Origin of the sequence: Pelodictyon luteolum DSM 273 (genome assembly GCF_000012485.1) — a bacterium.
GTDB classification, from domain to species: domain Bacteria; phylum Bacteroidota; class Chlorobiia; order Chlorobiales; family Chlorobiaceae; genus Chlorobium; species Chlorobium luteolum.
Map to the genome: position 1 here is coordinate 1861794 of NC_007512.1, position 23274 is coordinate 1885067.

Sequence of the window (23274 nt, forward strand, 5' to 3'; positions counted from 1 at the left end):
GAAAAACGGCGAGAGGTAGATGGCGGCCGGAGAAGCCGCTGTTTTTTCCCGATTGGGGTTTCTTCTCTTGAAAATAGTCATTCCCGTTCATAATCCACCAACCAGCATTACACCATGCCAACCAGAGAAATCTCGAACCGGAAAAGCGGACCGAAGCAGTTCATCTACACATTCTCGGGCGGGCGTGCCGAAGGGGATGCCTCGATGAAAAACCTCTTAGGGGGAAAAGGGGCGAACCTGGCCGAAATGGCCAACATCGGCCTGCCGGTGCCTCCGGGCTTCACCCTCTCGACCGAAGTCTGCACCTGGTACTACGAACACGGCCAGACCTACCCGGATGGCCTCTTTGAAGAGGAGATCCCCCGGGCGCTGGCCACCATCGAAGAGGCGCTCGGCAGAAAATTCGGGGACCCCGGCAACCCGCTCCTGATTTCAGTACGCTCGGGGGCCAGGGCTTCGATGCCCGGCATGATGGACACCATCCTGAACCTCGGCCTCAATGAGCAGACGGTCGCGGGACTTGCCCGGAAATCCGGCAACCCGCGCTTCGCATGGGACTGCTACCGCCGGTTCGTGCAGATGTACGGTGATGTCGTGCTCGGCCTGAAGCCGGCCGACAAAAAACAGAAAGACCCGTTCGAGGAGATTCTTGAAGCCAGAAAACATGCGCTCGGCATCAAGGTCGATACCGAGTTCAGCACAGAGGACCTGCAGGAGATCGTGGGTCACTACAAAGCCGCCATTCTGGATAAAACGGGCAGATCCTTCCCCGACGATCCACACGAACAGCTCCGCGGTGCAATCGGCGCTGTCTTCGAAAGCTGGAACAATGAACGGGCCATCATTTACCGCCGGCTGAACCATATCCCCGGTTACTGGGGTACGGCATGCAATGTCCAGGCCATGGTGTTCGGCAACATGGGCGAGGACTGCGGCACCGGCGTCGCCTTCACGCGCGATGCGGCAACCGGCAAAAACATCTTCTACGGCGAGTTCCTGATGAATGCGCAGGGCGAGGATGTGGTTGCCGGCACACGCACCCCGCTCGACATCTCGCAGCTGAAAGAGGAAAACCCGGAAATCTACCGCCAGCTTGATGATATCCGCGCAACCCTCGAAAAGCACTACCGCGACATGATGGACATCGAGTTCACCATCGAAAACAATATACTCTTCATGCTCCAGTGCCGGGTAGGCAAACGCACCGGACCCGCCGCGCTGAAAATAGCCGTCGACATGTTCAAGGAGGGGCTGATCGACGAAAAGGAGGCAATCCTTCGCATCGAGCCCGAGCAGCTCAACCAGCTCCTCCGACCGGTGTTCGATGTCAGGGAAAAACAAGCGGCCGTCCAGAGCGGGCGGCTGCTGGCGACAGGCCTGAATGCGGGACCCGGAGCCGCTACAGGCAAAATCTGCTTCAATGCCACCGATGCCGCCGAACGAAACCGGCGGGGGGAGCCGGTCATTCTTGTGCGCATAGAGACCTCGCCCGAAGACATCAAGGGAATGGCCGTGTCGGAAGGCATCCTTACCGAACGCGGCGGCATGACCTCCCACGCCGCACTCGTTGCTCGCCAGATGGGCAAGGTGTGCGTTGTCGGCTGCGGGGCCCTCTCGATCGACTACCAGAACGCAGAGATGCGCATCGACGGAAGCGACGTGGTGCTCCATGAAGGCGACGACCTCTCCCTTGACGGCACCACCGGAGAGGTCATTGCCGGGAGTCTGCCGACCCGCAATTCGGAAATCATCGAAGTGCTGGTCGATGGGACCCGAAAACCTGAAGACGCCCCATCGTGGGAGGTCTACAACCAGCTCATGCTGTGGGCCGACCGATACCGCCGCCTGCAGATCCGCGCCAACGCCGACCAGCCCGACCAGGCAGCCGTAGCCCTCACCTTCGGCGCCGAAGGCATCGGTCTCTGCCGGACGGAGCACATGTTTTTCGGGGGTGAACGCATCCAGGCCATGCGGGAGATGATCCTTGCCGACGATCTGGAGGAACGCAACACCGCCATCAGCAAACTCCTTCCCTACCAGCGGGAGGACTTCTACGGCCTCTTCAAGACGATGGGCTCGCATCCTGTCACCATCCGACTGCTCGACCCGCCCCTGCACGAGTTCCTCCCCCACTCGGATGAAGAGATCATGCGCCTGGCTATCGGCATGGGGAAACCATACGAACACGTCAAAGAACGCATCGCAGCCCTCCATGAGTTCAACCCAATGCTCGGCCTGCGTGGATGCCGGCTCGGCATCCTCCATCCCGAAATCACCATCATGCAGGTACAGGCCATCATGGAAGCCGCCTGCCAGCTCCGCCAGGAGGGGCTCGAGGTGGTGCCGGAAATCATGGTTCCGCTCGTCAGCACCCTGAAAGAGCTCGAGATTACCGCCGAGATCATCCACAAGACCGCCCGCAGCGTCATCGCCGAGCAGTGGATTGGAGTCAAATACCTCGTCGGCACCATGATCGAGGTCCCGAGGGCGGCCATCACCTCCGCCGAAATCGCCACAGCAGCGGACTTCTTCAGCTACGGCACCAACGACCTCACCCAGATGACACTCGGCATGAGCCGTGACGACTCCGGACAGTTCCTCCCCACTTACCAGCAGCACGACATCTTCCCGCGCAACCCGTTCGAATCCATCGACATCGATGGGGTGGGACGGCTCATCACCCTGTCGGCAAGCGAAGGGCGGAGCGTGAAGCCAGATCTCAAGCTCGGCATCTGCGGTGAGCACGGGGGCGATCCCGCCTCAGTCGAGTTCTGCCACAAGACAGGTCTCAACTATGTCTCATGCAGCCCCTACCGGGTCCCGGTCGCAAGGCTTGCGGCGGCACGGGCCGCACTGCTCGGCTGAGGAAGGCTGGAGAATGAACTGGTGGAAAGGCGGCTCCGGCCGCCTTTTTCCATTGTCCGCCCGCCAACAAGGAAGAGGGCTGAAACGCTGAAGCGGAAACACCTGTTGAAATAGCACCTGTTGAAAGGTTGCCGTTTCACGGAACATTCATAGATTTAGGAACAGAATTTTTTTAGGGCCGTCACCGCCGACCTTCAAGACAGAGCAACCGCATGGACTTCAGTCATATCACCATCAGGGGGGCAAGGGTCCACAACCTGAAAAACATCTCCCTCAAGATACCCCGCAACCGGTTCGTCGTCATCACGGGTCTGTCCGGTTCGGGAAAATCCAGCCTCGCCTTCGACACCATATACGCCGAAGGGCAGCGGCGGTTCATGGAAACCCTCTCCCCCTATGCGCGCCAGTACATCGGCAACATCGAACGACCCGACGTCGACTTCATCGAAGGGCTGTCGCCGGTCATCGCAATCGACCAGAAAAGCACCAACCGCTCGCCCCGTTCCACAGTAGGAACCATCACTGAAATCCATGATTTCGTCCGCCTGCTCTATGCAAAAGCCGGGCGGAGGTACGATCCTGTAACGGGCCATATGCTCCAGAAACAGAGCGAAGAGGACATCACGGCAGCCATAGCGGCCCTCCCTGCAGGCACGAAAATCCAGATTCTCTCCCCGCTCGTCACCGGACGCAAGGGCCATTACCGCGAACTCTTCGAACGCCTCATGCTGAAGGGGTGGGTGCGGGTCAGGGTTGAGGGAGAGTACCGTGAGCTGGTAAAGGACATGCAGCTCGAACGCTACCGGACCCATACCATTGAACTCGTGGTCGATCGGCTCGTAACGGGCCCCGACTCCCTTGAACGCATCACGAAGGCTGTGCATCTGGCCGTCTCCCTCTCCGAGCACCGCTCGAGCGTCATCTGCGACCCCGTCGAAGCGGAGGGCGGTGCTGGAAAACAGCTTACGTTCAGCACGCGCTACGCCTATTCCGACGGATCCGTGCCGGTCGACACCCTGGCCCCTAACCACTTCAGCTTCAACTCCCCCTTCGGCGCATGCCCGGTATGCAACGGGCTCGGCGAGCAGATGCAGCTCTCCACAGCGCTGATGGTACCCGACCGATCCCGTTCGCTCACGGAAGGCGCCATCGACCCCTTCGGCAAGCCCGGCAAGCGGAACCTCTGGCAGGTCATCCGGGCCATCGCACGGGACTTCAACTTCACCCTCGACACCCCGGCCTCAGCCATCCCCGATGAGGCCATGGACATCCTGCTCCAGGGATCCGGCAGCAGGACCTTCGACGTCAGCTATACCTACTCCGGGCAGGACACATCCTATCCACAGACATTCCCGGGGGCACTCCCCTACGTCGATGAGATCAGAAGCAATGCCTCGTCGCCGAAAGTCCGCGAGTGGGCGGAAAGCTACATGGTCCGCCAGCCCTGCCCCGAATGCGGCGGAGCGCGCCTGAAGCGTGAAAGCCTGCTCGTGAAGGTAGGCGGACTGAACATCGCCGAAGCAGAAGCACTTCCCCTCCCCGAAGCCCTCAACTTTTTCAGTACACTGGGTCCGGACCTCAGCCAGAAAGAAAAGCTGGTTGCCGAACCGGTGCTGCATGAGATCACCAAACGGCTCGAGTTCCTCCTGAACGTGGGCCTCAGCTACCTTTCTCTCGACCGCGGATCGCAGACACTCTCCGGAGGGGAGGCCCAGCGCATACGCCTCGCCTCGCAGCTCGGCTCGCAGCTCAGCGGCGTACTCTACGTGCTCGACGAACCAAGCATCGGGCTCCACCAGCGCGACAACCACAAGCTCATCGGCTCCCTGCTCCGCCTCCGTGATCTCGGCAACACCGTACTTGTGGTCGAGCACGACCGCGACACCATGCTGGAAGCCGACGAAATCATCGACATGGGTCCCGGCGCCGGCGAATACGGCGGCCAGATCGTCACCCAGGGTCCGGCCGCATCGCTCGACCCCCGCTCACTGACGGCAGGCTACCTTACCGGCATACTCAGGGTAGCATGCAGGCCCGAACCCAAAGAGCCCGGAGAGCAGGCCGAAGAACGCAAGTTCCTGCATCTCAGGGAGTGCAGCGGAAACAACCTCAAAGGGGTCAACGTCTCCATCCCGCTCGGCGCCCTCGTCAGCATCACCGGGGTCAGCGGGTCCGGCAAATCGACCCTCATCAACGAAACCCTCTACCCCATCCTGGCACGACACTTCTACCGCTCAAAAATCCCCGCATACCCCTCGCGTGGACTCGAAGGGCTGCAGCACATCGACAAGGTCGTCGCCGTCGACCAGTCGCCGATCGGACGTACGCCGCGCTCCAATCCGGCAACCTACACGGGCGCGTTCACCTTCATCCGCGACTTCTTCAGCCGGCTTCCCGAAGCGCAGATCCGCGGCTACAAGGCAGGCCGGTTCAGCTTCAATGTCAAGGGCGGACGTTGCGAGGCCTGCCAGGGGGCCGGCACGCGTAAAATCGAGATGAACTTCCTGCCCGATGTATACGTGCAGTGCGAAAACTGCAAGGGCGAACGCTACAACCGCGAAACACTGCTCGTCAAATATCGGGGTAAATCGATTGCCGATGTGCTTGAAATGACCATCGAAGAGGCGGCGGAGTTTTTCGTGGACTTCCCCCGCATAAAGAGGATCCTCTCCACCATGCAGAGCGTCGGGCTCGGCTACCTCAAGCTCGGCCAGCCCTCGCCACTGCTCTCGGGAGGCGAGGCCCAGCGCATCAAGCTCTCCGCGGAACTCGCGAAAATACAGACCGGAAAAACGCTCTATATCCTCGATGAGCCCACCACAGGCCTGCACTTCCAGGACATCCAGCACCTGCTTGAGGTACTCCGACGCCTTGTCGACAAGGGCAACACCGTCATCATCATCGAGCACAACCTCGACATCATCCAGAGCAGCGACTGGATCATCGACCTCGGCCCCGAAGGCGGGCATGAAGGGGGATACATCGTCGGCGAAGGAACGCCTGAAGAGCTGGCTCGCGGCGGAGCCTCACACACCGCCCGGTTCCTCTCGGAAGAGCTGAAACGGGTTGAGGCCTGCACGGCAGGCTGAGGACAGCAAACCAATAAAACAGTCACTATGGCAATACGGCAGGCCGTTGAAGGGCAGCGCCGCATCATGGGGCGGCTGGAGAAGGGAGCGGATATCCTTGAGGGGCTCAGTGCCGTCTGCAGGGAGGAAAACGTGAGCATGGGGCGCATTGAGGCGATCGGTGCCGTCACCGGGGCCCGGATAGGCTACTACGACCAGCATGCGGGAACGTACCGCTACAGCAGCATCCACGGAGGCAGGGAGATCGTCTCGCTGACGGGCAACATCTCCCTTTCAGAAGGGAACCCGATGATCCACGCCCACATTGCGCTGGCCGACCGGGAGGGAAGGATGAACGGAGGCCATCTGGCGCCCGGCACCACGGTGTTCGCCTGCGAATACCTCATTGAGGAGTTCAGCTCCGTCGGAGGCACACCGCTTAGCCGATCTCCGGACCGGGAAACGGGACTGCTGCTCTGGGGAGGAGAAGAACGGTGAGCGGGACGGGGGAAGAGCCGGAACAGCATGAGGCGGCCTGCCAGATATGCGGAAAGACAGAGAAATCCGCACTCCGCAGGGCCATGACCGTCCGACCGGCGATATCACGCATGATCGAGCAGCAGTGGGGCGGTTGGGATGAAAACGGATGGATATGCCTCGACGACCTGCATGACTATCAGCATCGCTATGTGCAGAAACTGTTAGAGGAGGAGCGGGGAGAGATCAGCTCGCTCGACAAAGAGGTGCTGCAGGCGCTTGAGGAGCAGGAGCTGCTCTCACGCAACCCCGACATCGACTTTGAAGCAGGACTGAGCACCGGCCAGCGGCTTGCCGACAGGATTGCAACATTCGGCGGCAGCTGGACCTTCATTATCGCCTTCGGCATCTTCATCCTGCTCTGGATGGGGCTGAACACCTGGCTCATCACAACCCGGCCTTTCGACCCATTTCCCTATATCCTCCTCAACCTCGTCCTCTCCTCTCTGGCCGCCCTGCAGGCACCGGTCATCATGATGAGCCAGAACCGCCAGGAGGCGCGAGACAGGGCGCGCGCCATCAATGACTACCAGGTCAACCTCAAGGCTGAACTGGAAATCCGCCAACTCCACCAGAAGATCGACCACCTGCTCTCCCGCCAGTGGGAACGCCTGATGGAAATCCAGGAGATCCAGATTGAATTGATCAACGAAATAAAGAAAGAGCGGTAGGGAGGGAACGGGACTTCACTTCAGCTGCAGGAGAAGGTCGGGGCTGATCGACACTTCGATGCCCTGCATGATGCTCTCGAAAAACACCACCAGCCGCTCTTCGCGGCCCTCTTTGACCACCACTCCCTCAAGGTCCTTGAAGGGGCCGGCCAGCACGCGGACCTTTTTGCCGTAAGGGATCGATGAAACGGTCTGGTGCAGCGCGTCGGGCTCACGGACCAGCGTTTTGAGCCACTCGATGTCACGCGGGCTGATCACTGAAGGGTTCCGGCCGATGCCGATGAACTTCACTACCCCTTCGGTTTCAAGCACCTTCACGTGTTCGTGCTTCATGTCTATCTGGACGAACACATAACCCCGGAACAGGGGTTCGTAGACTTTTTTCTTCCGGTCGCTCCACTGACGGACCGTCTCCAAAAGGGGAAGGAAACTGTTCAGCTCCTTTTCCAGCATCCACTGATGAACCTTTTTTTCGTACCGCGACCGGACATATACCGCATACCAGTGCGGATCCAAACCTTCAATCATACACTAACAGCCTAAAATTTACAGTCTCCCCCTCCGGCGGACGGAAACTCCCCGCAATTCCGGCGGCTCACTGCGTAAAACCATGCGCAACAAGGGGGGGGCAAAGTAATCACTGCCGGGCTAAATACAGCACTGTACATCAAAATAATCGCAAAAATCGCGAACACAGTCAAGTTCTCACAGCGAAAGCACACGGTACCATACAATTCCCATAATCTCCCGCAACGCTATGAACGACTGCTGGAGCGCTTCAGGGTCCGGCATGAATGAAAGAACAGTCATCCGTTCAGCAGGCTGGACCCTGTAATCAACCCGGCAGGGCACCACGCTGAACCCCGCACGATGGAACAGCAGAATCGAACGGGGCATGTGGAACGCACTGGTGACGAGGATGATCTTTTTTGACGGGCCAAGCAGTTCAGCTGCAGCACCGGCTTCATCCGAAGTATTGCCGGCAATGCCTGTGACCAGGACCGAAGCGCGGGGGATGTCCAATTGAAGGGCACGCAGGGCGAGAAGCTCACCCTCAGGCACGAAATTCTCCCGCCAGGGAAGACGGCCGCCGGTGAAGACCAGAAGCGGAGCCTTTCCTTCGCGGTACAGATCGATGCCCGCCTCGAAGCGGTCGGCAGCCTCACCCCACTCGCCAAGGGGGGCTCCGGGAAGCTGCATTGTCATCCCGCCGAGCACCACGATGGCATCGGCATGCGCCACAGAAGCTGCCGGCACCCTTCTGGCGGGGCCTTCGAGGATCCCAATGAGCGAATTACCCACGACAGGCATGGAGGCAATCAAGAGCATCGCCACTCCTGCCCATGCCAGCATGCGGCGACGCAGCAGCAGGCCGAGAGAGACAAGCACCACGGAGAGGCCCGGAGGCAGAAGCAGAAACGGCAGGATCTTGTGCAGCATCAGCATGGGGCCACCTCCCTGCCGGCTACAGTGGGATGTTCACTCCGCCAGCGCCCGATGAGCTGCAGGAACTGGCTGCCGTACCGCTGAAGCTTGGCCTCTCCAACACCCGATACCGCAAGCATCTCATCGCCGTTTTCAGGCAGCAGTGATGACATCTCCCGAAGAGAACGGTCGGAAAACACCACATAGGGAGGAACGCCCTGTTCGTCGGCAATCTCCTTTCGCAGCGCCCTGAGCTGTTCGAACAGTCCGCTGTCGTATCCGCCAGGGTCCGGCTCCGCCTTTTTCCGTTCGGCCTTCGGGGCATCAGCCCGCATAAGCATCTCGATTCCGGCCTCACCTCTCAGCACTGCAACCGCCTTTTCGGTCAGGATGATGACAGGATAGAGCCCCTCTGTTTTCATGATCACCCCGCGCACCAGCAGCTCGTCGACAAGCCGCCGCCAGAACTTTTTGTCACGCCCTTTTCCGGCTCCGAACGTCTTGATGCGGTCGTGGCCAAGCTCCTTGATTTTTTTGTTCAAGCTGCCGGTGACAATGTCGATGACATGACAGGCGCCGAACCGTTCATCGGTGCGCACCATGGCAGATAGGAGTATCTGCGACTCAACGCTGCAGTCGATTGTGTCGAAGTTCCCGGTGCAGACATCACAGGAACCGCAGTTGTCTTTCGAATAGGCCTCGCCGAAATGCTCGAGAAGCGCTCTGCGCCGGCAGACTGCCGAGGCGGCAAAAGCAGAAACTGTCGAGAGGGCAAATAGAGCACGTGCGCGCTCCTCCCCGTCCGCCATCGCATCGATGAAAAAGCGGACCTTCGCGATATCTCCCTGACTGTAGAGCAGCGTGCAGTGCGCCGGCTCGCCATCGCGTCCGGCACGACCGGTCTCCTGGTAGTAGTTCTCGATGCTTTTAGGGAGGTCGGCGTGGATGACGAACCGGATGTTCGACTTGTCGATTCCCATGCCGAAGGCCACGGTGGCTATGATCACGTCCACCTCATCGCGGATGAAGGCATTCTGGTTCTGCTCCCGTTCCCTGTCGTCAAGCCCTGCATGGTAGGGAAGCGCACGGAACCCCTTCGCCCGAAGCATGGCGGCGGTGTCGTTGACGCTTTTGCGGCTTGCGCGGTAGATGATGCCTGCCTTACCGCTGAACCTGCGCAGTATCGAGAGTATCTGGCGGTCGGCACTGTCCTTGAAGAGCACCTCGTAGGAAAGGTTCGGGCGGTCGAACGAGGCCCTGACGAGAAACGGATCACGCAGGGCGAGACGCAGGAGGGTATCGGCCTGCACCCGCTCGGTGGCCGTTGCCGTGAAGGCCGCCACAGGGGCCATACCGGCAAGGTCCACAAGTGCGGAGAGGGAGAGATAGTCGGGCCGGAAATCGTGGCCCCACTCGGAGATGCAGTGCGCCTCGTCGATAACGGCCATGCTGATCCGAATGCCCCTGAGCATCGCCCGGAAGGAGTCGACGGCAAACCGCTCGGGTGCGACATAGAGCAGCTCGAGCTCTCCCGACTGCAGCGCATTCGCCACCATCTGCCGCTCTTCGGGAAGCTGCGAACTGTTGAGGAAGGCTGCACGGATGCCGTTGGCACGTGCGCCGTCGACCTGGTCTTTCATAAGGGCGATAAGGGGACTGACAACGATGCAGGTGCCGGGAAGCAGCACGGCCGGAAGCTGATAGCAGAGCGACTTTCCTCCGCCCGTCGGCATCACCGCAAACACGTCCCGGCCCTCAAGGATAGCCCGTACAACCTCACGCTGGTTCGGCCGGAACGCCTGGAACCCGAATACCCGCTGCAGGGCCTCATGCACCGCTTCGTCAGAAATCTGGACCCTCATGGCATTCAAACCTGAAAAATTTGATCGCTCCGGAACCGTCCGGCAAAACCCGCAGGACCCGAAAAAAAATGCAGAACCTTTATATACGCAGATCACGCCGGAAAGCAAAGGGAGAGAGAAGCCTCACCCCTTTTCGGCAGGCATTCGGAGCGCACCGGGGAGAAGCCGGAGGAGTCGCGAAGCGGAACCGAGCAGAACGGGGTCAAAAAAGAAAGGCAGGAACCTCCGGGCAACCTCTCCGCCATGACCGTGGTTGTTGCGCATCCACTCCCCCTGATAGAGCACCGACATCAGGCGGTCCATTGAAAGCGAAAACACGAAACGCACCAGCCCGTCAAGCCGAAGGCCGGAAGCGCCGCGGGAGCCATCAGCAACCGATGGAGTCATGAAAAGCCACCGGCGGCCGTCACCCTCTTCCAGCCGGAAATCAATAGCTCTCCCGCGGTTCAAGAGCAGGCGGAACCCGAGAGGCTGCAGCGGCTTTGCTTCGGTACCAGTCTGCCATTCCCTGCTGATGGAACCCCCCTCACGCTCTGCAAACTCAAGCAGTGCCTCCGAAACGGCATCTTCAACATCACCCGGAGAGAGACTTTTATTGACCCGCAGGAGCAAACAGACATGCAGCAGCTCCGACATGCAGCTGATAATGAGGCTGATGAGGTCCTTTCTCTTAAGGAGCGGCATGAAGCTGTTGAAGGCAAGATCGCAATAGGCCAGAAGCTCCACCAGCTCCTGCCGGTCCATCCCCCCGGCAGAGACCACCGGGCTGAAATTGTTGTAGAGGTCCCAGTCATGGGAGTGGATCCGGTTCTCGCGCAGATATGCGCCGTAGACCTCAGTGCCGGGATAGGGCGTCATCACCATGAAAAGCGCCTGCTGGAGGCCGATCGAGCGGGCATAGGCGGGATAGGTCCGGCTCTCACTGGCCGTTTCGTTCAGGCTGCCGAGGATGAAGTACCCCTCGGTCCCGATGCCGTATTTCCGGCAGAGTGCGATAGCTTTTTCGACATCGTCCGCCGTGTTCTGCTTGTTGAGCAGCCGGAGGGTCTCGGGGTTCGGGCTCTCGATGCCGATGCCGACTTTATTGAGCCCCACCGCCTTCAGTTTCGGCAGGATCCGTTCCGCCCGCACAAGATCGGCAGCACGTGTTTCGGTCATGATCCGGAAGTTCGTCAGCCCGCGCTCGATCATGAGATCGCAGATCCGTTCGGCCCGCTTGATGCTGGTCAGGAAATTGGCATCCCAGATCTTCAGCAGTTTCTTCATCTTCTGATCGTGGAGGAGTGCGATCTCCTCCACCACATTCTCGGCTGAGCGGGCACGCCACTTTCCGTGCATCTGGCCGTTGGCGCAGAACGAACAGGACCACGGGCACCCGCGCGACGTATAGATGGTGTCAATGGAATAAGCGGAACCATGTTCCCCGTACCGACCCGGACGAAGGCTCCGGAGCGGAAAGGCAATGGAATCGATATCCCGGATGACCGGCCGCGGAGCGTTCTCGACAACGGTTCCGCCATCCCTGAACGCCAGCCCGGCAATACGCTCTGAAGGGCCATGGAGCACCAGTTCCCGGAACGTTTCCTCCCCCTCACCCTTCACCACCGCATCAATGTCGGGCTCCCGGAGCACCTCCGTTGCGAGGGCTGTCGGGTGGAAGCCTCCGACGACCACGAACGCGCCCGCTTCACGGGCAATGCGCGCGAGGCGAAGCGCCTGGCTCCAGGCACCGGTCATAGAAGAAATGGCAACGAGATCGCAGGGGCTTTTCCTGAGAAGGCCGCGAAGGCTCTCGAAGAGTCTTTCATCATAATAGTGTTCCGGCATGACGATGCTCTCCACCGCATCCTTCACCGCCGCGGCAAGGTAACAGACACCGATGCAGTCGGAAATGTAGCGGGGAAACGGAGTAATGACCGCCTGCGGAGCCTCGATGAGGCACAGGTTCCTGAAATATGCCATACAGCCTTACGGCTAATGATCCTGAAAAACCTGCAAGGAAGACTGCCTCTTCACTTGCCCGCCCATCTGAAACACGGCACTGTGGGGATGCCAGGGAGCGGCTGAACGAGAGATGTGTGTAGGGTAATGTACGTAAACTCGGCGCAGATAAAAAAAAGCCGCCCTGGAAATACTCCGGGCGGCCCAGAAAATACTGCAGAAGAGAACGAGGCACAGCCGCTCAGGCGCCGGCCATCATGGCCTCGACATCGGCTCCCACCGTTCCGATAGGCTTGATGCCGAACTTCTCCACCAGGACGGCGGCGACGTTCGGGGTCAGGAATTCGGGAAGTGTCGGTCCGAGGCGGATGCCTTTCACGCCAAGATAGAGGAGCGCAAGGAGCACGGTGACAGCTTTCTGCTCATACCATGCGATATCAAAAGAGATCGGCAGGTCGTTGATGTCCTCAAGCCCGAATACTTCTTTGAGCTTCAGGGCAATGACCGCCAGCGAATAGGAGTCGTTGCACTGGCCTGCGTCAAGCACCCTCGGGATGCCGCCGATGTCACCGAGCTGAAGCTTGTTGTAGCGGTACTTGGCGCATCCGGCCGTCATGATCACCGTATCCTCCGGCAGCGCTTCGGCAACCCCTGTATAGTACTTCCGTGACGCATGCCGTCCGTCGCATCCGGCCATCACCACGAAACGCTTGATGGCACCAGACTTTACGGCATCGACCACCTTGTCGGCAAGGGCAAGCACCTGGTTGTGGGCGAAGCCGCCCGTGATCTCCCCGGTCTCGATTTCAACCGGCGGCTGGCAGGTCTGTGCAAGCTCAACCAGTGCCGAAAAGTCCTTGCTCCCGCCCTCGGGGCGTGCAGAAATATGCTGAAGCCCGGGGTAGCCGGCCATGCCGGTGGTGAACATCCGCTGGCGGTAAGACTCCCGGACCGGCACGATGCAATTCGTCGTCATGAGGATCGGGCCGTTGAACGACTCGAACTCACGGTCCTGCTTCCACCATGATCCACCGTAGTTGCCGACGAAATGCGGGTACTTGCGGAATGCGGGATAGTAGTGCGCCGGCAGCATCTCGCAGTGGGTGTACACGTCCACCCCGGTCCCCTCGGTCTGCTTCAGGAGGTCCTCCATATCGCGGAGGTCGTGACCCGAAATCAGGATGCCGGGCTTCATGCCTACACCGATGTTGACCTTCGTGATCTCAGGGTTTCCGTAAGTCGAGGTGTTGGCACGATCGAGCAGCGCCATCGCTTTGACCGCAGTAGCACCGGTCTGAATGACGAGTGCGGTCAGCTCATCGGCGGAAAGATCCTGGACCATCGCTTCGAGGCCCCTGGCATAGAATGCGTAAATCTCATCGTCCTCGAAGCCCAGCACCGAAGCGTGGTCGGTATAGGCGGCAAGCCCCTTGAGACCGTAGAGAACAAGGCTTTTAAGCGAGCGGAGATCCTCATTGATGTCATAGGACTCCACGCCCGCAGTAAGCGCCTTCTGCAGGAACTCGTCCCTGGTGCTGCCTGTCCAGCTGGACGCGTCATGCTCCGGAACCGATGGAAGAAGCGCGTTGAGCTGGTCGCGCATGGCGAGGGTTTTACCGATCTCCTCCACAATGGCAACATCGTCGAAATTGGTGTTGGTGACGGTGACGAACAGCGACTCGCTGATCCGGCGGCCCGCATCCCGCGGTACGCCTCCCTGCTGACGGCCCGCCGCAATGGCAAGCCCCACGCTGGCGTATACAAGCGCATCCTGCAGCTTTGCCGTCATCTCGTCCTTGCCGCAGACTCCTCTTGCGGTGCATCCTGTTCCATGGATACTCTCCTGACACTGGTCACAATACATTCCCATGATCGTCTTCTCCTTTGCGTTTATGTTGTCGTCTGTTCGGCCGGAAGCAGGTCGGCCAGTTTCCTGTCGGCCTTCGCCCCCTCCCTGTCGCCTTTCCTCTCTTTCATCTCCGCCCGGCTCCTCAGCGCCGCCCGAAGCAGCCGCCGGTTGTTCGGATGTTTCTCAACGATGGCGCTGAAATCACCGATCGCCCCGTCGATGTCGCCGAGTTTCGCTCTTGCAACGCCCCGGTTCCCGAGGGCGATGATGCTTTCACGGAACCTCAGGCCCGTTTTCATCGCCATGGTGTAGTCAAGGGCAGCACCCTCCCAGTCACAGGAACTGCTTCGGGCATTACCGCGATCAAACCAGGCCATGGGGTCCGTAGGCCGCTCCTTGATCGTCCGGCTGATCTCCTCGACACTTCCCCGGTAGAGACCCATCGCATCTTTCAGCATGCTTCCTCCTGCATCCCGTTCACCCTACCCACTCCTCACCGAGCACCTCTCCCTGCACCGACACCACCACCTTCTTCACCCTCACCCAGCGCGAAGCCCTCCTGCAGGCTTCCTGCACTGCGCCCATGAGTCCGCCGCAGCAAGGCACCTCCATCAAGAGCACCGTGATGGTGTTGATGCCGCCCATATCAATCATGGCGATCAGTTTCTGTACATAGACATCCATACCCGAGTCTAGTTTGGGACAGGCGATTGCCAGACTCTTGCCCGGAAGGTGGCGGGTGTGGAAATCGCCCATCGCAAAGGCCGTACAGTCGGCAGCGAGCAGGAGATCGGAACCCCGGTAACAGGGAGCCTCCGGAGAGACGAGGTGCAGCTGCACCGGCCACTGCCGGAGCGCGCTTTCGGGCGCGTCGCTCCCGCCATGCGCTCTTGGTGCCGCAGCGCCGAATGCCATCGGCCGGCTCCCCGGGCACCCGCCGCCCTCATGATGCCCGCCAGCTGAGGGAGCGGCGGAATGCAGCGGGTTTTCGATGCCATGTTCCTGCATGTAGAGCAGCGCTTCCCGGAGATATTCAACCGCTCCGTGGTCCTTGAGATGGCGGAGGTGAGCCGCAAGCACATTGGGTCCCTTCGGCACGATGCTCTCTGCCAGTACCCGCCGTTCGTCATACGGCCCGGCTTCACGGGTCTCGACCCGCATCGCTCCGGTCGGACAGTGCCCGACACAGGCCCCGAGGCCGTCGCAGAAAAGATCGCTGACGAGCCGCGCCTTGCCATCGATCACCCGGAGCGCCCCTTCCGGACATCCGGGAATGCACTGGGCACACCCGGTGCAGAGCTGTTCGTCAATCTGTATCACCTGTCGCTGCATATGCATCCCCTTTGTCAATGGTTTAAACACTCCGCCGGCACCGCACCGTTCACCGGCGTGGAGCCATCCGCCCTTCCTGCCGCCGCAAGGTCGCCAAGCAGGCTTCCGATTGTGATGTTTTCGAATTCAGCACGCACCACCTGTTCGATGCGCAGGATCTGGTGTCGCAGCACGCACCGCGCACGGTTCCCGCAAAGCTTCTTGCGGAACAGGCACTCCGACACCTGCACCGGTCCCTGAAATATCTCGATCAGCTCCCGGAGCGCGATACCGTCCGGGTCACGATCAAGCTTAAAGCCGCCCGATGCACCCTCGCGCGACACCACCAGTCGATGGCGGATCAGCTCCTGCAGGAGGCGGCGCAGGAACTGGTAGGGTATGTCCTGCTCGGTGGCAATGGTCTTTGCCGACAAATAAACGCCCTGCGACCCTGCCAGGGAGAGGAGTGCGCGTACGGCGTAATCGGTATTTTTGTTCAGCACTTTCATTGTCAGGCGTTTAATTGATACTAGTTTAGTATCAGTTAGAATAAGGAGAATCGATTCCATCCCCAAATAATTTCGCGGGCGATGATTTTTTCAAAAAAGAATTCCGCATCCCCAGTTCGGGCGTCCGTGGCGCAAGTTCGTGAAATAATGGGCAGGTATGTATATTGAGGACTACGGCTGCAGGACCGTTCATCCCGTTGCAGCTTGAAACGCCCTCCAGGGAGCCATGTCCATGCTGCAACAGAAAACCGCCGCCTACGAGGCAATCGACACGCTCCGGCGCGAAGGCAGGTTCCCGTCGTGCAACGTAGACCCCGGTCAGCTCGAAAAAGCGACTGATGGTTTCATGGCCGACATGCGCCGTCTCCAGAGTGAAGCCGCATGGAAACTCGGCGGGCTCTACCTGCTTCCGGAACTCATCCAGAGCGTGCTCAGAACCGATGCCGGAGAACTCATGGATGACCCATCCCTTCCGGCCGGCCAGAAACTCCGGATGACCCGGGCACTTGGCCGCCAGAGCGGCATGCTCCAGCTCACGGAGAGCTTTGTCGATCTCCTTTCCCCCATCATCACCGAACTGTCCGAACGAAACGGACGCGACACACGGGTGCTTGAACTGGCCGCGGGTGCCGGCAGCCTCTCGCTCGCACTCGGCCGTGCTGCAATGGACGGCCAGCTGGCGTGCCGGGTAACCGGTACGGACATCGTCGAAGCCTACACTCTGGCAGCACAGCAAGACGCCATGCAGGAAGGGATCCCGGCAGAGTTCCGGACGCTGGACGCATGCAGGATGGACACGCTCGAACAGGGATCGGCCGACCTCGTCGTCATCGCCCAGAGTCTCCACCATTTCAGTCCGGGACAGCTTGCTCTCATGATCCACGGCGCAAAGGAGGCAGGAGCCTCCGCATTCATCGGGCTGGACGGTTACCGCAGTCTCCTCCTTGCCGCCGGGGTGCCGCTTGTCGCCGCCATGCAGGGTATATGGGAGTTCGCCCTCGACGGCCTCACCTCGGCAAGGAAATTCTATACGGAGCCGGAACTTGATGCTGTGGCCGAAATCGCCACGGCCGGAAGAAACCATCTTGTCCTCACCCGCTGGCCGCTCACGCTGCTTTTCGTCCGCTTCGACGGCATTCGGGCAACGGAAGCAAGCCTGGAATATGCATGAAACAGAAGAATATCAAACCCAAGCTGAAGAGGAGTACCCGCCAATGAAACCATTGAAAATTGTTGCCATCTCGGCTGCCGCTCTCATCGCCATCCAGTTCGTGCCCTTCGGCAGAGGCCACCTGAATCCTCCGGTAACGGGCGAGCCTGCATGGGACCGCCCTGAAACCCGCGAGCTCTTTTTCCGCGGATGCCGCGACTGCCACTCCAATGAAACCATCTGGCCCTGGTACAGCAACGTCGCCCCCCTCTCCTGGCTCACGGCGCTCGATGTCTCTATAGGACGGGAGAAGTTCAATGTCTCGGAATGGGGCAGAAAAAGCCGGAACGAAGGCGATGAAGCCGCTGAAGAGGTCCGTGAGGGCAAAATGCCGCCATGGTTCTACTTGCCGGCACACCCGGAGGCAAAGCTTTCCATAGAGGAAAAAGAATCCCTCGCCAAAGGCCTCGAGGCGACCTTCGGCACCAAAGGAGGCCATGAAGAAAACGGTCACTAAGAGAGAGGACGGACAATGAAGCGGACCGGCATCCTCCTGCTCCATATCGGACTCTTCCTTCTTACCCTCATCACCACCCTCTGGGCCGGGGTCACCTGGCAGGGGGGCGTGGTGCACCTTGAGAGCCTGGGAGCGCTTGCCCGCTCGCTCACGGCAGGCGCTCCCTACGCCTTCGGCCTCATCATATTCCTCAGCGTCCATGAGTTCGGGCACTACTTCGCTTCAATGCGCCACGGGGTGCAGGCATCACTCCCCTTCTATATCCCGGTACCGCCTCTTCCGTTCCTCCTGAGCCTCGGCACCATGGGCGCCGTCATAAAGATCCGGGACAGGATGCCCGGTACCCGTGCGCTGTTCGACATTGGTGCGGCAGGTCCGCTCTCCGGCTTTGCGGTCTCTCTCGTGCTTCTTGCATGGGGGTTCGGGGGCCTCCCCCCGGAACCCGCCGTGACAGCGCCCATCCCCCTGCAAGCCGCCGGGGATGGACGCCTCGTTTTCGGGAAAAACCTGATCTGGATCCTGATGGAGCGGGCCATCGCGCCGGAGAGCCATCTTTTGATGAGCGACCTCCCTCAGTACCCGCTGCTCTTCACCGGATGGATCGGCACCTTCGTCACCGCGCTGAACCTCCTGCCGGCAGGCCAGCTCGACGGCGGCCATGTCACCTATTCAATGTTCGGCCGCCGGGGACACACCCTTGGGGCCCGGGCAACCCTTGTCGCCATCCTGCTCCTCGGCCTGCCCTCCTCGCTCGACATGCTGCTCCCCGCCATGCTCCCTCACACCCTCACCGCATGGTCCTGGCCCGGCTGGATGCTGTGGGCCGCCATCCTCTGGAAGATCATCGGCACCGGCCACCCGCCGACCATGTACGACCAACCGCTCGACACCGGACGGCATGCCCTCGGGTGGCTGACCATCCTGCTCTTCCTGATCTCGTTTACTCCCGTCCCGTTCACCCTAACCTGACAGAGCCGCCATCATGAGCCCTCATCGCCCAGCCGGCACCACCCCGCCGCTCAAGTGCCGAACGAGAACGCTTGATTTTTCCGAAGGGCCGAAAGTCATGGGCATCCTCAACACCACCCCCGACTCGTTCCACGACGGCGGGACCCTCACCGGCCCAGAGGGAGAACTCGACCTCGGCCTTGCCCTCGAACGCGCCCGCAGGATGCTCAGTGAAGGAGCGGACATCATCGACATCGGCGGCGAATCCTCCCGGCCCGGCGCCAGGGTAATCAGCACCGATGAAGAGATCCAGCGCACCGCGCCACTCATCGAGCTCGTGCGCAGGGAGAGCGATGCCCCGATCTCAATTGACACCTATAAAGCGGCGGTGGCCGAGGCGGCACTGCAGGCCGGAGCCGATATCGTCAACGACATCTCCGGGTTCTCGTTCGACAGCGCCATGCCCTCCGTCTGCAACAGCTACGGGGCTGCAGCGGTCCTCATGCACACGCCGGCAAGGCCTGCAGACATGCAGTGGAGCACCCGGACACCGAACGGCAGTGAAGACATCACCGCCACCGTCATGCACTATCTCGAAGAGGCCGTGCGGCGCGCCGAAGCAGCAGGGGTACAGGACATCATCATCGACCCCGGGTTCGGGTTCGGCAAAAGCGTAGAAGAGAACTTCAGGCTTCTCAAGCGGCTCGGGGAGTTCCGCTCGACAAAGAGACCGGTGCTTGCAGGGCTCTCAAATAAATCTTTCCTCGCTCATATTGCCGCGTCCGGGGGAAAGCCGGTACGGCCGACAGCTGAACGGCTCAGCGCAACCCTTGCCGCCGAAACCCTCGCCGTCCTTAACGGCGCAGATATCATCCGGACCCACGACGCAGGTGGTGCGAAAACCTGCATCAGGGTAGTGCAGGCTATGGTGGGTCTGCATGGGTAGGCGGAGGCGCGGAGGCGCGGAGCCCCCGCCTTGCATACGGTTTTTTTTCTTACCTTACAGGCTACGGCAGAGAAATCCGGAACAAGGCCCCATGGCGGCCCCCGACTGAAAAAAGCACCGTCAGGATGTACCTCTCCAAAATTGAGATTTTCGGCTTCAAAAGCTTCGCGCACCGCGTCAGGATAAGCTTTGACAAAGGATTGACTGCCATCGTCGGTCCGAACGGCTGCGGCAAGACGAACGTCGTCGATGCCATCAGGTGGGTTCTCGGCGAGCAGAAATCCTCGCTCCTGCGCTCGGCCAAGATGGAGAACATCATCTTCAACGGCTCGAAAAACCTCAAGCCGCTCAGTTTCACCGAGGTCTCCCTCACCATAGAAAACACCCGGAACGTGCTCCCCACGGAGTACACCGAGGTCACCATCACCCGCCGGATATACCGCAACGGCGAAAGCGGCTTTCTCCTCAACCAGGTACCCTGCCGCCTCAAAGACATCCTCGACCTCTTCACCGACACCGGCATGGGAAGCGACGCCTACTCGGTGATTGAACTCAAGATGATCGAAGAGATCATCAGCAACAAAAGCGAGGAGCGTATGAAGCTCTTCGAAGAGGCCGCAGGCATCACCCGCTACAAACAGCGCCGCAAACAGACCTTCCGCCAGCTCGAAAGCGCATCGCGCGACCTCTCACGCGTCGACGATCTTCTCTCCGAGGTAGAAAAAAAAGTCCGCAGCCTGAAGATCCAGGTCCGCAAGGCCGAGAAGCTTAAAGAGCTGAAAACTGAGTTGCGCGGACTCGACCTCGGGCTCTCATGGCGAAAAATGGAGGAGCTGCAGGAAAAAGTCGATCCCCTTGAGGGAAGGATCCGCCAGGAAGAGATGCAGAACCATGAACTCGCAGCCAGGATGGCCTGCGAAGACAGCGCCATCCAGGAGGCGGAGGTACGGCAGCTTCAGGAGGAAGAGAAGCTTTCCGACAGCCAGAAGAGGCTGAACGCCTGCAACGAAGCGGTGCACGAACTTGAAAAACGCATCCTCCAGCAGACCGAACAGGAGAAAAAGCTCACCGCCGACATCCAGCGAGTCACCACCCTCGCCGCCGAAAAAGCCCGGCAGATTGAGCGGGAAGACGCCCTCTCCGGAGAGCTGGAAGCCCGAAGGCCGGGAACTGAAGAGAAGTGCAGCGAACTCGAAGAGCGCTATAACGCCCTTGCACGGGAGCACGACCAGCTGAACGCCACGCTCCGAGAGCAGCGAAACAGCCTCGCCCGTGAGCGATCGGCGAGTGCAGAACAGCAGAAAGAGGCCAACCGCCTGGCCATGCAGCGCCAGTCGCTCGAAGCCAGAAAAGAGCACCTCCAGAGCACACTTGCGCGTCTGGCGGCAAGAAAGCGGACAGCAGAGGAAAAACTCGAAGCCGCCAGCCCTCTCGGCCTGAAACTTCAGGAGGAACTCGGCACAAAAAAAGAGCGGCTCAAACAGGCAAAAAAAGACGAAGCCGCACAGCAGGAGCAGCGCGAGAAAATCCGCACAGCACTTGAGTCACTCAAGGAGGGGATCCTTTCCCTTCGCTCAGCCGAAGGCCGGCTGCAAAACAGCATTCTTTTGGCCAACTCGGTGCTCGACAGCTTTGAGGGCATGCCGGAGGGAATCGGGTTCCTGGAAAAGCAGAAAGAGGGCAGGACCGGCATGGGATGCATGACAGACCTCATCTCGCTTGAAGAGGAACACCGCAGAGCGCTTAACGCAGCTCTCGGCGAGGGGATGAACTACTATGTCTCACGCACGCTGGAAGATGCCCGCAATGGCGCCGCCTCGCTCCGCCACGCCGGCAGGGGCAAGGTGCACTTCCTCGTACTCGACATGTTCAAAGCCTCGCCGCCGGGGCCGCGTGAAATCGAAGGCGCCCGCCCTGCCCTCGACCTCCTCAGTGCCCCCGGGGAGCTGCAGCCGGCCCTTACGGCCATGCTCTCCGGCTGCTACGTCGTCGACACCCTCGACGAGGCGGAAACCCTTGCGTTCAAACACCCCGACATCACCCTCGTCACCCGCGAAGGCGAAAAGTTTTCCGCGCGGGGAACCCTTCTCGGCGGCAGCCCCAAAGAGAGCGAAGGGTTGCGGCTCGGAAAGAAAACGGAACGGGACCGCCTCCAGAAAGAGCTCGCCCTCCTGCAGCAGTCGATCAGCAAAGAGGATGAACGAAAAAGGGAACTCGAAGGGGAGCTGCAGAAGCTGCAAAGTGATGCTCTTCGCCGCAGCATCTCGGAACTCGAATCCTCAGCGGCCGCCATTGAGCGCCAGATCGCCCGCCATGAAGCCGAAGGAAACTCCCTGAAGCAGGAACTCGCCGGAGCGGACGCTGAAACCCGCTCGACAGCGGAGGCCGAAGCCGAGGCTGACCGTTCACTGAAGGAACTCATTCCCGCGCTCGAACAGGGGGAATCCGGAACCCTGCGCATCCGCAAAGCCATTCAGGCCATGCAGACCGAACTCACCCGGCTCGAGGAACGCCACCATGAGATGGGCCGGGAAGTACAGGCCCGCCAGAGCGGCTGGCGCGATGCCCTTCTCGAACTCGAAAAGCTCCGGATAAGCATCGAGGGATGCCGCAAAAACCGCACCGCCTTCAAGGAGGAGACTGCACGGCTCCTGGAGGAGGAACGCTTAGCCCGCGAAGCACTCAAGGGAGGTGCGGGGATCATCCGGGAACTGCAGAATGAACTTGAAACCCTCATCATGCGCGCCGCAGCCGAACAGAAAAGCCTCAATGAACGCGAATCGGCCTATCGCCAGGAGCAGGTCCGCCATCAGGACGCACGCACGGAGGTACGGGAGATGAGCCGCAAGCTCGAGGTCGGACGGCAGCTGCAGGGCGCCCTGCAGGAGGAGCGGGCCGCAGTCAACCGCGCCCTCGACCACCTCTTCACCGAAGTGCGGCTGAAGCACGGCTGCGACCTCGCCACCATGGACCGGCCCCCGATGGAGGGCACCGAAGACCCTGAAGCGGCAGGGAGAAGACTTGAAGAACTCGAAAAACAGCGTGAACAGTTCGGGGCCGTCAATGAACTGGCCCTGGAGGAGTACGACACGGAAAAAGAGCGCTTCCTGTTCCTCACCGAACAGAAGAACGACCTCAGCACGGCTGAAACCCAGCTGCGCGAAACAATCGAAGAGATCAACCGCACTGCGCTCAAGAAGTTCGATGAGACCTTCCGTGCAGTGCGAAAGAACTTTACTGCCATTTTCCAGGAACTCTTTGACCCGGAGGACGAAGCCGACCTCCTCATCCACACCGGCGAAGACCCGCTTGAAGCACACATTGAAATCATCGCCAAGCCGAAAGGCAAAAAGCCCCTCTCCATCGAGCAGCTGAGCGGAGGAGAGAAGGCGCTGACGGCCCTATCACTCCTCTTCTCAATCTACCTCGTCAAGCCGAGCCCGTTCTGCATTCTTGATGAAGTCGACGCCCCGCTCGATGACGGAAACGTCGGAAGGTTCACGAAGCTCCTGAAAAAATTTGAGAATAACACCCAATTTATTATTGTTACGCACAACAAGAACACCATGGCATCATGCCAGGCGCTCTATGGCGTCACAATGGAGGAGGAGGGCGTATCGAAACTGATACCGGTCCGACTCGAAAAAATCAGGCACTGAAAGGGTGCTGGAGCGT

17 protein-coding genes are annotated in these 23274 nt (G+C 60.2%); 9 read left to right on the plus strand and 8 right to left on the minus strand.

All coding sequences use genetic code 11. The features are described from left to right. The first annotated feature begins 114 nt into the window (after positions 1-114). From ppdK to PLUT_RS08600, 4 genes are all read left to right on the plus strand, one after another. Positions 115-2865 (plus strand): pyruvate, phosphate dikinase, encoded by a 2751-nt coding sequence (gene ppdK / locus PLUT_RS08585; RefSeq protein ID WP_011358387.1) that lies wholly within the window; start codon positions 115-117, stop codon positions 2863-2865. Between the two features lie 212 nt (positions 2866-3077). Beyond that, a complete protein-coding gene (gene uvrA, locus PLUT_RS08590; protein ID WP_011358388.1) occupies positions 3078-5954 on the plus strand; it encodes an excinuclease ABC subunit UvrA in 2877 nt (958 codons plus the stop codon). Between the two features lie 27 nt (positions 5955-5981). Then, entirely contained in the window at positions 5982-6431 is a 450-nt protein-coding gene (locus PLUT_RS08595) for a PPC domain-containing DNA-binding protein (protein WP_011358389.1), read from the plus strand. 83 nt (positions 6432-6514) lie between these two features. Beyond that, on the plus strand, positions 6515-7141 hold the full coding sequence (locus PLUT_RS08600; RefSeq protein ID WP_157858249.1) for a DUF1003 domain-containing protein: 627 nt from the start codon (positions 6515-6517) through the stop codon (positions 7139-7141). A 15-nt stretch (positions 7142-7156) separates the two neighbouring features. On the opposite strand, the gene PLUT_RS08605 is transcribed toward PLUT_RS08600, so the two are convergent. The 8 genes from PLUT_RS08605 to PLUT_RS08640 form a co-directional block, all read right to left on the minus strand. Continuing rightward, on the minus strand, positions 7157-7669 hold the full coding sequence (locus tag PLUT_RS08605; protein ID WP_011358391.1) for a UpxY family transcription antiterminator: 513 nt from the start codon (positions 7667-7669) through the stop codon (positions 7157-7159). Positions 7670-7846: 177 nt separating this feature from the next. Beyond that, entirely contained in the window at positions 7847-8587 is a 741-nt protein-coding gene (locus PLUT_RS08610; protein WP_011358392.1) for a YdcF family protein, read from the minus strand. After that, positions 8581-10428, minus strand: coding sequence for a DNA helicase RecQ (recQ, locus tag PLUT_RS08615; protein WP_011358393.1), 1848 nt, complete (start codon positions 10426-10428; stop codon positions 8581-8583). Before recQ ends, PLUT_RS08610 begins: the two co-directional genes overlap by 7 nt. Positions 10429-10551: 123 nt before the next feature. Then, positions 10552-12390 (minus strand): B12-binding domain-containing radical SAM protein, encoded by a 1839-nt coding sequence (locus PLUT_RS08620; RefSeq protein WP_011358394.1) that lies wholly within the window; start codon positions 12388-12390, stop codon positions 10552-10554. A 220-nt stretch (positions 12391-12610) separates the two neighbouring features. After that, on the minus strand, positions 12611-14239 hold the full coding sequence (gene hcp, locus PLUT_RS08625; protein WP_041463893.1) for a hydroxylamine reductase: 1629 nt from the start codon (positions 14237-14239) through the stop codon (positions 12611-12613). Positions 14240-14259: 20 nt separating this feature from the next. Beyond that, on the minus strand, positions 14260-14676 hold the full coding sequence (locus tag PLUT_RS08630; RefSeq protein WP_011358396.1) for a hypothetical protein: 417 nt from the start codon (positions 14674-14676) through the stop codon (positions 14260-14262). A gap of 19 nt (positions 14677-14695) precedes the next feature. Beyond that, a complete protein-coding gene (locus tag PLUT_RS08635) occupies positions 14696-15550 on the minus strand; it encodes an ATP-binding protein (protein WP_011358397.1) in 855 nt (284 codons plus the stop codon). Between the two features lie 14 nt (positions 15551-15564). Further along, the gene (locus PLUT_RS08640; RefSeq protein ID WP_041463894.1) at positions 15565-16038 is read right to left on the minus strand and encodes an RrF2 family transcriptional regulator; all 474 of its coding nucleotides are present in this window, start codon (positions 16036-16038) and stop codon (positions 15565-15567) included. A 226-nt stretch (positions 16039-16264) separates the two neighbouring features. Between PLUT_RS08640 and PLUT_RS08645 the strand changes: the two genes are divergently transcribed. From PLUT_RS08645 to smc, 5 genes are all read left to right on the plus strand, one after another. Beyond that, complete coding sequence (locus PLUT_RS08645) at positions 16265-17209, plus strand: class I SAM-dependent methyltransferase (protein ID WP_238974579.1); 945 nt, start codon at positions 16265-16267, stop codon at positions 17207-17209. 43 nt (positions 17210-17252) lie between these two features. Beyond that, complete coding sequence (locus PLUT_RS08650; protein ID WP_041463895.1) at positions 17253-17705, plus strand: heme-binding domain-containing protein; 453 nt, start codon at positions 17253-17255, stop codon at positions 17703-17705. Positions 17706-17720: 15 nt separating this feature from the next. Next, positions 17721-18674, plus strand: coding sequence for a site-2 protease family protein (locus PLUT_RS08655; RefSeq protein ID WP_011358401.1), 954 nt, complete (start codon positions 17721-17723; stop codon positions 18672-18674). 13 nt (positions 18675-18687) lie between these two features. Further along, entirely contained in the window at positions 18688-19599 is a 912-nt protein-coding gene (folP, locus tag PLUT_RS08660; RefSeq protein ID WP_011358402.1) for a dihydropteroate synthase, read from the plus strand. A 125-nt stretch (positions 19600-19724) separates the two neighbouring features. After that, positions 19725-23258: a chromosome segregation protein SMC gene (gene smc / locus PLUT_RS08665; RefSeq protein WP_011358403.1), complete on the plus strand. Its 3534-nt coding sequence runs from the start codon at positions 19725-19727 to the stop codon at positions 23256-23258. The last annotated feature ends 16 nt before the right edge of the window (positions 23259-23274 follow it).

Coding starts and splice junctions, on each gene's coding strand:
- ppdK (WP_011358387.1), top strand. CDS start 115: ATGCCAACCAGAGAAATCTCGAACCGGAAAAGCGGACCGAAGCAGTTC.
- uvrA (WP_011358388.1), top strand. CDS start 3,078: ATGGACTTCAGTCATATCACCATCAGGGGGGCAAGGGTCCACAACCTG.
- PLUT_RS08595 (WP_011358389.1), top strand. CDS start 5,982: ATGGCAATACGGCAGGCCGTTGAAGGGCAGCGCCGCATCATGGGGCGG.
- PLUT_RS08600 (WP_157858249.1), top strand. CDS start 6,515: ATGACCGTCCGACCGGCGATATCACGCATGATCGAGCAGCAGTGGGGC.
- PLUT_RS08605 (WP_011358391.1), bottom strand. CDS start 7,669: ATGATTGAAGGTTTGGATCCGCACTGGTATGCGGTATATGTCCGGTCG.
- PLUT_RS08610 (WP_011358392.1), bottom strand. CDS start 8,587: ATGCTGATGCTGCACAAGATCCTGCCGTTTCTGCTTCTGCCTCCGGGC.
- recQ (WP_011358393.1), bottom strand. CDS start 10,428: ATGAGGGTCCAGATTTCTGACGAAGCGGTGCATGAGGCCCTGCAGCGG.
- PLUT_RS08620 (WP_011358394.1), bottom strand. CDS start 12,390: ATGGCATATTTCAGGAACCTGTGCCTCATCGAGGCTCCGCAGGCGGTC.
- hcp (WP_041463893.1), bottom strand. CDS start 14,239: ATGGGAATGTATTGTGACCAGTGTCAGGAGAGTATCCATGGAACAGGA.
- PLUT_RS08630 (WP_011358396.1), bottom strand. CDS start 14,676: ATGCTGAAAGATGCGATGGGTCTCTACCGGGGAAGTGTCGAGGAGATC.
- PLUT_RS08635 (WP_011358397.1), bottom strand. CDS start 15,550: ATGCAGCGACAGGTGATACAGATTGACGAACAGCTCTGCACCGGGTGT.
- PLUT_RS08640 (WP_041463894.1), bottom strand. CDS start 16,038: ATGAAAGTGCTGAACAAAAATACCGATTACGCCGTACGCGCACTCCTC.
- PLUT_RS08645 (WP_238974579.1), top strand. CDS start 16,265: ATGTCCATGCTGCAACAGAAAACCGCCGCCTACGAGGCAATCGACACG.
- PLUT_RS08650 (WP_041463895.1), top strand. CDS start 17,253: ATGAAACCATTGAAAATTGTTGCCATCTCGGCTGCCGCTCTCATCGCC.
- PLUT_RS08655 (WP_011358401.1), top strand. CDS start 17,721: ATGAAGCGGACCGGCATCCTCCTGCTCCATATCGGACTCTTCCTTCTT.
- folP (WP_011358402.1), top strand. CDS start 18,688: ATGAGCCCTCATCGCCCAGCCGGCACCACCCCGCCGCTCAAGTGCCGA.
- smc (WP_011358403.1), top strand. CDS start 19,725: ATGTACCTCTCCAAAATTGAGATTTTCGGCTTCAAAAGCTTCGCGCAC.